This window comes from Paracoccus sp. AK26, assembly GCF_011801365.1.
GTDB lineage: Bacteria > Pseudomonadota > Alphaproteobacteria > Rhodobacterales > Rhodobacteraceae > Paracoccus > Paracoccus aerius.
Window position 1 is genome coordinate 57501 of the sequence record NZ_CP041042.1, and the last position, 11824, is coordinate 69324.

Here is an 11824-nt window from a genome sequence, read left to right on the forward strand (position 1 = left end):
GCGGTTCCTGGAAATAGCCCTCCACAAGACCGTACCCTAAACCGACACAGGTGGACTGGTAGAGAATACCAAGGCGCTTGAGAGAACCACATTTAAGGAACTCGGCAAAATACCTCCGTAAGTTCGCGAGAAGGAGGCCCGATTGGTGCGCAAGCATTGGTCGGGGGCACAAACCAGGGGGTGGCGACTGTTTACTAAAAACACAGGGCTCTGCGAAGCCGTAAGGCGACGTATAGGGTCTGACGCCTGCCCGGTGCCGGAAGGTTAAAAGGAGATGTGCAAGCATTGAATTGAAGCCCCGGTAAACGGCGGCCGTAACTATAACGGTCCTAAGGTAGCGAAATTCCTTGTCGGGTAAGTTCCGACCTGCACGAATGGCGTAACGACTTCCCCGCTGTCTCAAATGTGGACTCAGCGAAATTGAATTGTCTGTGAAGATGCAGACTTCCCGCGGTTAGACGGAAAGACCCCATGCACCTTTACTACAACTTCGCACTGGCATCAGGATTGCGATGTGCAGGATAGGCGGTAGGCTTTGAAGCGGGGACGCCAGTTCCCGTGGAGCCATCCTTGAGATACCGCCCTTCGCACTCTTGATGTCTAACCGCGGCCCGTTATCCGGGTCCGGGACCCTGCGTGGTGGGTAGTTTGACTGGGGCGGTCGCCTCCCAAACAGTAACGGAGGCGCGCGAAGGTTGGCTCAGAGCGGTCGGAAATCGCTCGTTGAGTGCAATGGCAGAAGCCAGCCTGACTGCAAGACTGACAAGTCGAGCAGAGTCGAAAGACGGCCATAGTGATCCGGTGGTCCCGAGTGGAAGGGCCATCGCTCAACGGATAAAAGGTACGCTGGGGATAACAGGCTGATGATGCCCAAGAGTCCATATCGACGGCATCGTTTGGCACCTCGATGTCGGCTCATCTCATCCTGGGGCTGGAGCAGGTCCCAAGGGTATGGCTGTTCGCCATTTAAAGAGGTACGTGAGCTGGGTTTAGAACGTCGTGAGACAGTTCGGTCCCTATCTGCCGTGGGTGTTGGAGACTTGAGAGGAGTTGCCCCTAGTACGAGAGGACCGGGGTGAACGTTCCACTGGTGGACCTGTTGTCGTGCCAACGGCAGTGCAGGGTAGCTATGAACGGACAGGATAAACGCTGAAGGCATCTAAGCGTGAAGCCCCCCTCAAAACAAGGTCTCCCTTGAGAGCCGTGGAAGACCACCACGTCGATAGGCCGGAGATGTAAGTGCAGCAATGCATTCAGTTGACCGGTACTAATGGCTCGATAGGCTTGATTTGATCCGGAAGAAGCAGGACTTCTTCCAAAAGCATCCTTGGACAACATCGTCACTCCAAAGTGGCAACGCTGAGCGTGTCTTTCCCGGTCTGGTGGCCCTAGCGCGAGCAAAACACCCGATCCCATCCCGAACTCGGCCGTTAAGTGCCGCTGCGCCGATGGTACTGCGTCTCAAGACGTGGGAGAGTAGGTCACCGCCAGACCTGGAAAGACACGCAATATCTCCCTGAAACGATCATCCCGATCCAGGACACCCCTGTCGCGGGGTAGAGCAGCCCGGTAGCTCGTCAGGCTCATAACCTGAAGGCCGCAGGTTCAAATCCTGCCCCCGCAACCAAAAACACACCGCATCACCACACCAAAAAACCTCCCCCAGGGAGGCTCTTTGCGTTTAAGCCAAGGGATGCGCAGCGCAGGAACAGCATCGCGGCCAGAACCCCCTCCAGGTCGCCCGCTTGCCCGCCATCGGCACAATCACCACGCCATCCTCGATCAGCCCGCCCATCAGGCAACGGTGATCGCCTCTGGAAAACCCGTCAGCATCCGCGGAAGCCTCATCAAGAAGCCGCAAAGGCGAGAGTGTCGAGAAGAGGGAGGCAGGATCCGGCCAAGGCGCACCCATCGGTGGCCACCGTCCGCCACCCTAAAACCTGCTGTTGCGACCCCTCTGCTGCCGCTAACATGGCCTCCAAAAGCTTGGAGACCGCATATGGAACTTATCGCAAAGGCGACCGCGCTTGTGGGTGGCACGGTGGCGCGCCTGCGTCGCATGGGAACGCCCGCACATCAGGCCCTGGGGCCAAGACCGCAGATTCCCGATGCGAAGGCGCAGGGCATCATGACCCTGAAGATGCCGGTCGCCCGGGGCTGGAAGGACGGGCATGTTCCGACCTGCGCAGCCGGCCTCAAGGTCAATGCCTTTGCATCCGGCCTGGACCATCCCCGCTGGATCGAGGTCCTGCCGAACGGCGATGTTCTGGTCGCGGAATCCAAGGAGCAGCCGGGGCCGCCCAAGACCCTGATGGACCATGCCGCGCAGGCGACCATGCGTCGGGCCAAGGCCATCGGGGTCAGCGCCAATCGCGTGTCCTTGCTGCGCGACGCGGATGGAGACGGGGTAGCCGAAATCCGCGAAGCCTTTGTCGAGAACCAGAACCAGCCTTTCGGCATGGCGCTGATCGGGAACAGGTTCTACCTTGGGAATACCGACGGGATCGTTGCCTTCGACTACGCTGCGGGTGCGACGTCCCTGGCCGGGCCGGGGCAGAAGCTGGTCAGCTTCAAGCCGCACGGGCACTGGACGCGCAGCCTGATCGCGTCGCCGGACGGCACCAGGATCTATGCGGGCGTCGGTTCCCTGTCCAACATCGGCGACCAGGGCATGGAGGCGGAAGAAGGCCGCGCGGCAATCTGGGAACTGGATGTTGCCACGGGAAAGGCCCGCATCTTTGCGTCGGGCCTGCGCAATGCCGTGGGCATGGCCTGGGAATCCACGACGGGGACGCTTTGGACGGTCGTGAACGAACGGGACGGCCTGGGGGACGAGACGCCCCCGGATTACCTGACCTCGGTACAGGAGGGGGGCTTCTACGGCTGGCCCTATTCCTATTGGGGATCGACCGTGGACGACAGGGTTCCGCAGGACAAGGCCCTGGTCGCCCGCGCGATCACACCCGATTATGCATTGGGCGGGCACACGGCCTCGCTTGGCTTGTGCTGGATGCCGGCCGGAACCCTGCCGGGCTTCGGCGAGGGCATGGTCATCGGCCAGCACGGATCTTGGAACCGCGCGAAGCTGAGCGGCTACAAGCTGATCTTCGTCCCCTTCGCCAACGGCGCGCCCAGCGGTCCTCCGCGCGACATCCTGACAGGCTTCCTGTCCGGCGATGAAAAGGTCGCCTATGGGCGTCCCGTGGGTGTCGCGATCGGACCGGACCGAAAGTCGCTGCTGATGGCGGATGACGTGGGTGATGTGATCTGGCGCGTCACAGGCGCATAGGAACGGCGTGCGGGGAAACCAGGTCCGCCCTTCCCCGATCATGCCCAAACCCTGCGCCATGACCTTGGGCGGGATGCGAAGCCGTCGCGTCGCCGCCCCAGCGGTCATGCGGCGGATCTTTGACGCATCATGTTCATAATCAACATGAAAATTTCTCCGTTCCCTCTGCGTTGACTTGGGCGCCGCCCTGGCCAATCCTGCGTCCAGATCAAGGTGCCGGGGGAAATCCCCGGGTAAAAGGGAATCCGGCAAGGCCATCGCCAATCCGGAGCTGCCCCCGCAACTGTAGGCGGAGAGCCTGTCCGAATGACCACTGGCGCAGATGTCGCGCCGGGAAGGCCGGACAGGGCTATGACCCGCAAGCCAGGAAACCTGCCTTGGTCATCACCTGTTCCGGCCGCGGTGGGCGCGTCGGAAGCGGCACATCCGCAAGGTGACATCGCCGCCCCATGGCATCCGTCATGGGGCCAGTTGGTTTCACGGCCCCTGTCCCCGGGCCGCTCAGAAGGCATGTCAGGATGAGAGAAGACATCACCTATACCATCAACAGCATTCCGTTCGACGAGGATTACCGCCCATCGGACGGCACGCGCGCCACCACGAATTTTGCCAACCTTGCCAAGGGCGAGGGGCGGCGCGAAAACCTGCGCAACGCCTTTGACATGATCAACAACCGCTTCAACGCCCTAGCCCCTTGGGACAACCCCCACGGCGATCGCTACGCGGTCGAGCTGGAGATCATCTCGGCCCAGGCAAGCCTGGGTCACGGCTCCGATGCCTTCCCGTTGATCGAGATCCTGAAGCCCACCATCCTGGACCGGAAGAACGACCGGCGGATCGACGGGATTCCGGGAAACAACTTCTCGTCCTATGTGCGCGACTATGATTTCAGCATCCTGCTGCCGCGGCACAACAAGGGGCGGCCCGACTTCAGCATACCGGATGATTTCGGGGATCTGCATGGGAAGCTGTTCAGGTGTTTCCTCGATTCTCCTGCCTACAGGATGGCTTTTTCAAAGCCGCCGGTCATCTGCCTTAGCGTTTCAAGCAGCAGGACCTATCACCGGACGGAAAACTGCCATCCCGTCCTGGGCGTCGAATACCGGCAGGACCAGCTTTCCGCGACCGACCGCTATTTCGCGAAGATGGGGTTGCGGGCGCGCTGCTTCATGCCGCCCGGCAGCGTCGCGCCGCTGGCATTCTATTTCACCGGCGATCTGCCTACCGACTATTCGGTCCTGGAATTGATCGGCACCATCAGCACGATGGAAAGCTTCCAGAAGATCTACCGGCCCGAGATCTACAATGCCAATTCCCCTGCCGGACAATGCTACCGTCCAGACCTGACGCATCGGGATCATTCCGTGACCCGGATCGTCTATGATCGGGAAGAACGCAGCCGGCTGGCGATCGAACAGGGACAATACGCCGAGGAGAAATTCATCAAGCCGAACCATGCCATGCTTGCGCAATGGTCCGCCCGACACGCCGCCTGATCAACCCAACATGCAAGGCCATCCAGACATGAACAAATTGCTGCCCACCGCCACTGCCGGAAGTTTGCCGAAACCGTCCTGGCTTGCCCAGCCCGAAACCCTTTGGTCGCCCTGGAAGCTGCAGGGCGAGGAGTTGGTCGAGGGCAAGCAGGATGCCCTTCGCGTGGTGCTGACCGATCAGCAGCAGGCGGGCATCGACATCGTCAGCGACGGCGAACAGACGCGCCAGCATTTCGTCACCACCTTTATCGAGCATCTGGACGGCGTCGATTTCCAGAAGCGCGAAACAGTCAGGATCCGCGACCGCTACGATGCCAGCGTGCCCACCGTCGTGGGCGCCGTGTCCCGCCAGAAGCCCGTGTTCGTCGAGGACGCAAGGTTCCTGCGCGGGCTGACGGACCAGCCGATCAAATGGGCCCTGCCGGGTCCGATGACCATGATCGATACGCTCTACGACGCCCATTACAAGAGCCGCGAAAAGCTGGCCTGGGAATTTGCCAGGATCCTCAACGACGAGGCCAGGGAACTGGAGGCCGCGGGCGTCGACATCGTCCAGTTCGACGAACCGGCCTTCAACGTCTTCTTCGACGAGGTCAACGACTGGGGCATCGCGGCCCTGGAAAGGGCGGCCGAAGGCCTGCGGTGCGAAACCGCCGTCCACATCTGCTATGGATACGGCATCAAGGCCAATACGGACTGGAAGAAGACCCTGGGCGCGGAATGGCGGCAATATGAGGAAGTGTTCCCCAAGCTGCAGAAATCCTCGATCGGGATGGTTTCGCTGGAATGCCAGCATTCCCGCGTTCCGATGGACCTGATCGAACTTCTGCGGGGCAAGAAGGTGATGGTCGGGGCCATCGACGTGGCGACGGAGGTCATCGAGACGCCCGAGGAAGTGGCCGACATCCTGCGCCAGGCCCTTCGCTTCGTGGATGCGGACAAGCTTTACCCTTGCACCAATTGCGGCATGGCGCCCCTGCCCCGCCGCGTGGCGCAAGGAAAGTTGTCCGCCCTCAGCGCCGGTGCCGAGATCGTGCGGCGCGAACTTTCGGCCTGATGAGGAACAGAACCGGGTCGCCTGCGCGGCCCGGCCCACCAGCCGTCGCCTAGTACATGACGGTGTAGAGGGTGATTTCGACCGGCAGGTCGTCTTCGACCTGGGCGCTGCCTCGGGCAAGCAGCCAGCCGTCCGCGCGCTGCAGCTCTGCCACGACCTGCTGGCGCGAAGACATTCTGGTGCCGGGGGGCAGCGGAAGGGCAAGTCTTATCTTGCTTGAACCGCCATCGCTTTCGGCGCTGGCCCGGGCAGCCATGCGTTGCGGGTCAGCCGGCCCTTCAAGATAGACGGCCAACCGGCCCTTCGGGATGGCCTCGCCGCCCTCGAAGCCGATCGTGATGGCGATCTCGCTGGAATGCGGGCTGTTGGCCAGGGCGCCGAATGCCACCGCCGCAGTTGCGGCGCCCAGCAATATCCCCCGTCGATCTGCAAGCCGCTTCATCCTGTCTTCCTTGTGCTTGCGGACCGGGGCGCGGTTCTGCGCCCCGGTCCAGGCGTCATCCGACGATATAGAAGTCTTCGGCCGACAGGTTCAGGCCCGAATCCAGCCGTGCGAAGCGGATCGCGTCGTTTTGGCCCGCACCGTCGGCGTCAAAGGACAGGAAGCCGTCGTTGCGGTCGTAAAGGATGCGGTCGTCGGCATCCCGCGCGGCACCGTCCGGACTGCTGCGGAACGCCCCGAAGGCCAGTTCGCCCAACTCGCCGATCCCTTCGAACACGTCCCTGGCCAGCAGGATCAGGTCGTCGGCCAGGTCGAAATCCCGGATCCGGTCGATATTGCCGTCGCCAAGCTCGGTCGAGAAGCGGAAGCTGTCCTCGCCCGCGCCGCCGATCAGCACGTCCGCGGCCAGCCCGCCGTCCAGAAGATCGCTGCCAGCCCCGCCGCGCAGCGTGTCCTGGCCTGCCTCGCCAGGCTGGACCGGCTCGGGCGGGAACTCGACCGAGACGTTCAGCTTGTAGGTCGAGCCTTCGGGAACGGAATCCGACCAGCCGTCGCCCGGGGCGTCGGGTGACCAGCTTCCTTCGACGATGTAGTAGCTGCCGGTCTCCTCGACGGTGAAGACGGTCGAGGAATCGCGGTTGCTGTTCGAGCCGGGATCGCCGCCGCCGTCGTCATTCTGGGCGACGATGTTGCCCTCGGCGTCCAGCAGCCTGACCCAGCTGTCATGGACATTGGGATCGGCGATACCGTCGATGTCGATGGTGATCAGCGTTCCCGCCGCCAGGTCGATGCGGTAATAGCCGCCCTCGCCGGTGCCGGTGGCATTGACGGTTGTATGCAGGACCGTGGTCGAATCGAAGATGTCCGGGTCGGCTGCCAGCGAGAAGTTGTTCGAAATATCGAAGGCGGTCTCGATGGAATTGTTCGTCGCATCCGCCCCTAGCGTGGCATAGCCGCTGCCCAGGCCGGGGCGCGGCACGGCCTCGCCTTGATCGGCGAAGTCGCCCAGCAGGGTGTCATCGCCGCGTCCGCCCCGAAGATCGTCGTCGCCCCCTTGGCCGGTCAGCACATTGGCGCCGGCATTGCCTTGCAGGCGGTCGCCCAGGCCCGAGCCCGAGACATTCTCGATCGACACGAAGCTGTCGCCTTCGGACCCGCCAAGGCCCAGCCCGACGCGGACGCCGGTCGTGGCATAGGCGTAATCCGCCGTGTCGCGTCCCGCCCCGCCCATCAGCGTGTCGCGGCCTTCGCCGCCCGACAGGGTGTCGTCGCCTGCCCCGCCGGACAGTTCGTTGGCCGCGTCATTGCCGTTGATGTGGTCGTCGAAACGCGATCCGACCGCGTTCTCGAACTCGGCCAGGATGTCGTGGCGGATGACCGTGCCGCGCCCGACGATCTGGACGGGGCCGTCGGCATCGCCGCCACGGGCCGATCCGTCGGCCAGGTCGATCCTGACGGCCGCCGAACTGCCCGCATAGACGACCGTGTCGATCCCTTCCCCGCCGTTCAGGTAATCCTGGCCCGCGCCGCCGATCACCGTGTCGTCGCCGCCTTCGCCATAGATGATGTCGCCGTCATTGCCGCCGTCCAGCAGGTCGTTCCCGTCGCGACCGTTGAAATAGTCGCCGCCGCCCTGGCCGCGGAAATGGTTCGCCGCGCCCGTGCCGACAAAGCGGTCGATCCGGTCATCCGATCCGATGAGGTTTTCAATGCTGTAGAAGGTGTCGCCCGAGGCTGTGCCGCCGCTGGCGACATTGGTTTCCAGGTTGACCAGCAACTGGAAGGGGCTTTCACGGCTGAAATCGACCGTATCGCTGCCGGCGCCGCCCCGGAAGACGTCGACCCCGTCCTGGCCCATCATCAGGTCGTCGCCGTTGCCGCCGTCCAGCGTGTCGTCGCCCGCGCCGCCGAAGATGGTGTCGTCGCCGTTCCCGCCGTAAAGCGCGTCGTCGCCGTCGTCGCTTTCGGTCTGGTCCTCAAGATCGGCGACGGCGATCGTGTTGTTGATGTCGCGGCTGGCCAGCGAATCCCGCCCGCCGACGATCAGGTCGTCGCCGCCCAGGCCGAAGATCGTGTTGCCGCCGGCACCACCGTCCAGCGAGTTGTCGGCCCCATCGCCCAGAAGGACGCTGGCAAGGGGCGTGCCGCCGCTGCCCGCGGGATCGCCCTCGGCGTCATAGCCCGGGCCTTCGGTCGTGCCACCGGAATAGATGATGTTCTCGACATTGGCGACCTCGCCCAGGTCAAGGCCTTCCGCCAGGACGATGATCGTGTCGTCGCCGCCATCGGCTTCCTCGCGCACCAGGTCATCGGCGGAATCGACGAAATAGATGTCGTTCCCGCCGTTCCCGGCCATCCGGTCGCCGCCGCCGCGACCGTCAAGGACGTTGGCGCCGTCATTGCCGATCAGGATGTCGGCATGGCGGCTGCCGATGCCGTTCTCGACATAGTATTCGGTCTGGTCTGCATTGTGGCCGGCGAAGATCGAGACGTTGTTGCTGTGCCCGTTCACGCTGGAGAACTGCCCCGCGCGCAGGTCCAGGATCGTGCCCGCCGTGGACCCCGAAAAGTCGATCGTGTCATTGCCGCCGGTGTCGTGGATGACAAAGCCGATGTCGCGCTGCATCCCGGTCGAGGTCAGCTCGTATCCATAGACGGTGGCGTTGAAGCCATAGACATCGTCGCCGGTGTTCAGGTCGATGGTCTGGTAGGTTCGCTGCCCGTTCGCATCGACGGTCGAGAAGAACCGCCGGATGATGGCCTCGATATCGGCCATCAGCGGCGTCGAGGCCGACCAGCGGCTTTCCTCGCCCACGTCGATCCCGTCGAAATAGGACATGACGCTGTATTGCTGGCGGTCATAGATCCAGGTGGCGTTGTTCAGATAGTTGATCTGCACGCCCCCGGGGCCGCTGTAGTTGTAGAGGCCGGGGTGGTTCAGGCCGAACTCGTGCCCGAATTCGTGGACAAAGGAATCGAACACATAGCCGCCGATATCGGTCAGGTCCGGTTCCGTGTCATGGAACCGCTGGCCGATGCTGACATAGCGGTTGCTGGAAAAGGCGCTGCCGTCGCTGGGCTCGCCCAGTTCGGGGCTGACCACCTGCATCCAGTCGGTGTTGCGATCAAAGGGCGCGTCGTCGACGATCTCGAACCGCAGGGGCGTAACCGAGGACCAGGTCGACAGGGCGCCGATGGCCGCCGCCTTGTAGTCGGGATGGTTGTTCAGTTCATGCAGGTTGATGCGCAGCGGCTCGGCCGCGATGGCGGGTGTCAGGCTGCGGTTCAGCGCGCCCAGATAATCCAGGAAGGCTTCGTAATCCTCGCTTTTTCCGAAGGGATTGTCCGGCGTCTGGTCGTTGACCCACCATTCTTCACCGTTCTGGATCGAAGTCGGCATGATCTGGCTCTCCCTGTTCATCAACTATTGGTGGTTAATTCTGCGTGGCCCGAAGGCCTTTGGATTTCGCCGCGACTTGCACATCCTGCAGGAAGCGGCGGTCATCACGGTTGATGATGGTCCCCGGACCACAACCTGTCCACGATTCAAGACGCGGGAATGGACGGACCTAATATGTTTGATATCAGTTGGTTATGATGATGGTGATATGGGAAGGGCGGAATCCTGCCTGCGGACGGGCCGTTGTCGGCGGTCTTCTTCTCATGCAAAGATTAACGGGAACAAAGCGCGATTCCAGAAACAGATACGCAGGCATTCCTCAACCAAGGCGAGAAAGACCGGGATTGTCATGGGTAAGTCACACTGACCTTGATTCCTGCCTTCAGTTCGGTCATGACCCTTTGGTCATGGTCCGATGCTAGTGGAGCAGCCTGCACAAGCGGGTGTATGCCTAAATAATGCGCACCGCGAATCCCCCCGGGACACAAACGCGGTCACAAGTTCAACAGAGAGCGAAAGGAACTATTCGCATGAAACTTCTGTCGCACGGCCTTCTGGCCGTCTCGGCGTTGGCGCTGACCACCGCCTTTGCCGAAGCAAAGACCTTCGTCTATTGCTCGGAAGCCTCGCCCGAGGGCTTCGATCCCTCGCCTTATACGGCGGGCACCACCTTCGACGCATCGGGCCATCCGATCTACAACCGCCTGACCGAGTTCAAGAAGGGCACGACCGAGGTCGAGCCGGGCCTGGCCGAAAGCTGGGAAGTGTCCGAGGACGGGACGGAATACACCTTCAAGCTGCGCCAGGGCGTCAAGTTCCATTCGAACGACCGCTTCACGCCCACCCGCGACTTCAACGCCGATGACGTGATCTTCTCGTTCCAGCGGCAGGGCGATCCGAACCACCCGTGGCACCAGTATATCCCGGGCATCACCTATGAATACTATACCTCGATGGACATGCCGAACCTGGTGAAGTCCATCGAGAAGGTCGACGACTATACCGTCAAGATCACGCTGAACCGGCCGGAAGCGCCGTTCCTGGCCAATATCGCGATGCCCTTCGCATCCATCGTGTCCAAGGAATATGCCGACACGCTGGAAGCGGCGGGTGCGCAGGCCGACCTGAACAACCTGCCGATCGGCACGGGCCCGTTCCGCTTCGTGGCCTATCAGAAGGACGCGGTGATCCGCTATCAGAAGAACGCCGACTATTGGGGCGAGGCACCCAAGATCGACGACCTGATCTTCGCGATCACGCCCGATCCCTCGGTCCGGCTGCAAAAGCTGAAGGCCGGCGAATGCCACCTGATGCCCTATCCCTCGCCCGCCGACCTGGAATCGATCCGGGCCGACGACAGCCTGAAGCTGGACGAACAGCCGGGCCTGAACGTGGGCTATCTGGCCTATAACACCACGGTTGCGCCCTTCGACAATCCGAAGGTCCGCAAGGCGCTGAACATGGCCATCAACAAGGAAGCCATCATCGACGGGGTGTTCCAGGGCGCGGCGGAACCTGCCAAGAACCCGATCCCGCCGACCATGTGGTCCTATAACGACGCGGTCCAGGACGACCCCTACGATCCCGAAGCCGCCAAGGCCATGCTGGAGGCCGAAGGCGTCACGGACCTGTCGATGAACATCTGGGCGATGCCCGTGCAGCGGCCCTACATGCCCAATGCCCGCCGCACCGCGGAACTGATGCAGGAAGACCTGTCCAAGGTCGGTGTCAATGCGCAGATCGTGTCCTATGAATGGGGCGAATACCTGCAGAAGTCGATGGAGGCCGGGCGCGACGGCGCGGTGATCCTGGGCTGGACCGGCGACAATGGCGATCCCGACAACTTCCTGTCGGTGCTGCTGTCCTGCGATTCCGCCAAGGAAGGCGGCGCGAACCGCGCCTTCTGGTGCAACGAGGAATTCTCGGACCTGCTGCAGCAGGCCAAGGTGACCTCGGACCAGGCGGAACGCACGAAGCTCTATGAACAGGCCCAGGTGATCTTCAAGGACCAGGCGCCCTGGCTGACCATCGCGCATTCGACCCAGTATGTGCCGATGCGGTCCGAGGTGACGGGCTTCGTCATGAGCCCCTTGGGTGACTTTACCTTCGAAACCGTGGATCTGGCCGAATAAGCCTGCCT

General features: G+C 62.4%; 6 protein-coding genes, 1 tRNA gene, 2 rRNA genes and 1 riboswitch (1 of these 10 running past the window's edge). Of the genes, 7 read left to right on the forward strand and 2 right to left on the reverse strand.

Translation table 11 applies throughout. The annotated features are described in order from the left end of the window. From FIU66_RS14180 to FIU66_RS14205, 6 genes are all read left to right on the forward strand, one after another. A 23S ribosomal RNA gene (locus tag FIU66_RS14180) occupies positions 1-1292 on the forward strand (it extends 1540 nt beyond the left edge of the window). An 86-nt stretch (positions 1293-1378) separates the two neighbouring features. Then, positions 1379-1493: ribosomal RNA gene (rrf, locus tag FIU66_RS14185) — 5S ribosomal RNA — on the forward strand. Positions 1494-1550: 57 nt separating this feature from the next. Continuing rightward, positions 1551-1627: transfer RNA gene (locus tag FIU66_RS14190), tRNA-Met, on the forward strand. 372 nt (positions 1628-1999) lie between these two features. Then, positions 2000-3289, forward strand: coding sequence for a sorbosone dehydrogenase family protein (locus FIU66_RS14195; protein ID WP_167623569.1), 1290 nt, complete (start codon positions 2000-2002; stop codon positions 3287-3289). Positions 3290-3483: 194 nt separating this feature from the next. After that, positions 3484-3684: riboswitch (cobalamin riboswitch) on the forward strand. A 123-nt stretch (positions 3685-3807) separates the two neighbouring features. Then, positions 3808-4785 (forward strand): DUF1852 domain-containing protein, encoded by a 978-nt coding sequence (locus tag FIU66_RS14200; protein ID WP_167623570.1) that lies wholly within the window; start codon positions 3808-3810, stop codon positions 4783-4785. 28 nt (positions 4786-4813) lie between these two features. After that, positions 4814-5842: a methionine synthase gene (locus FIU66_RS14205; protein WP_167623571.1), complete on the forward strand. Its 1029-nt coding sequence runs from the start codon at positions 4814-4816 to the stop codon at positions 5840-5842. A 49-nt stretch (positions 5843-5891) separates the two neighbouring features. On the opposite strand, the gene FIU66_RS14210 is transcribed toward FIU66_RS14205, so the two are convergent. Continuing rightward, on the reverse strand, positions 5892-6284 hold the full coding sequence (locus FIU66_RS14210) for a hypothetical protein (protein ID WP_167623572.1): 393 nt from the start codon (positions 6282-6284) through the stop codon (positions 5892-5894). A gap of 55 nt (positions 6285-6339) precedes the next feature. After that, the gene (locus tag FIU66_RS14215) at positions 6340-9684 is read right to left on the reverse strand and encodes a M10 family metallopeptidase C-terminal domain-containing protein (RefSeq protein WP_167623573.1); all 3345 of its coding nucleotides are present in this window, start codon (positions 9682-9684) and stop codon (positions 6340-6342) included. Positions 9685-10214: 530 nt separating this feature from the next. Between FIU66_RS14215 and FIU66_RS14220 the strand changes: the two genes are divergently transcribed. Beyond that, positions 10215-11816, forward strand: coding sequence for an ABC transporter substrate-binding protein (locus FIU66_RS14220; RefSeq protein WP_167623574.1), 1602 nt, complete (start codon positions 10215-10217; stop codon positions 11814-11816). Positions 11817-11824 lie beyond the last annotated feature (8 nt).

What these genes read in the sequence shown, in the direction of transcription:
- FIU66_RS14195 (WP_167623569.1), top strand. Translation starts at nt 2,000, where the DNA reads ATGGAACTTATCGCAAAGGCGACCGCGCTTGTGGGTGGCACGGTGGCG.
- FIU66_RS14200 (WP_167623570.1), top strand. Translation starts at nt 3,808, where the DNA reads ATGAGAGAAGACATCACCTATACCATCAACAGCATTCCGTTCGACGAG.
- FIU66_RS14205 (WP_167623571.1), top strand. Translation starts at nt 4,814, where the DNA reads ATGAACAAATTGCTGCCCACCGCCACTGCCGGAAGTTTGCCGAAACCG.
- FIU66_RS14210 (WP_167623572.1), bottom strand. Translation starts at nt 6,284, where the DNA reads ATGAAGCGGCTTGCAGATCGACGGGGGATATTGCTGGGCGCCGCAACT.
- FIU66_RS14215 (WP_167623573.1), bottom strand. Translation starts at nt 9,684, where the DNA reads ATGCCGACTTCGATCCAGAACGGTGAAGAATGGTGGGTCAACGACCAG.
- FIU66_RS14220 (WP_167623574.1), top strand. Translation starts at nt 10,215, where the DNA reads ATGAAACTTCTGTCGCACGGCCTTCTGGCCGTCTCGGCGTTGGCGCTG.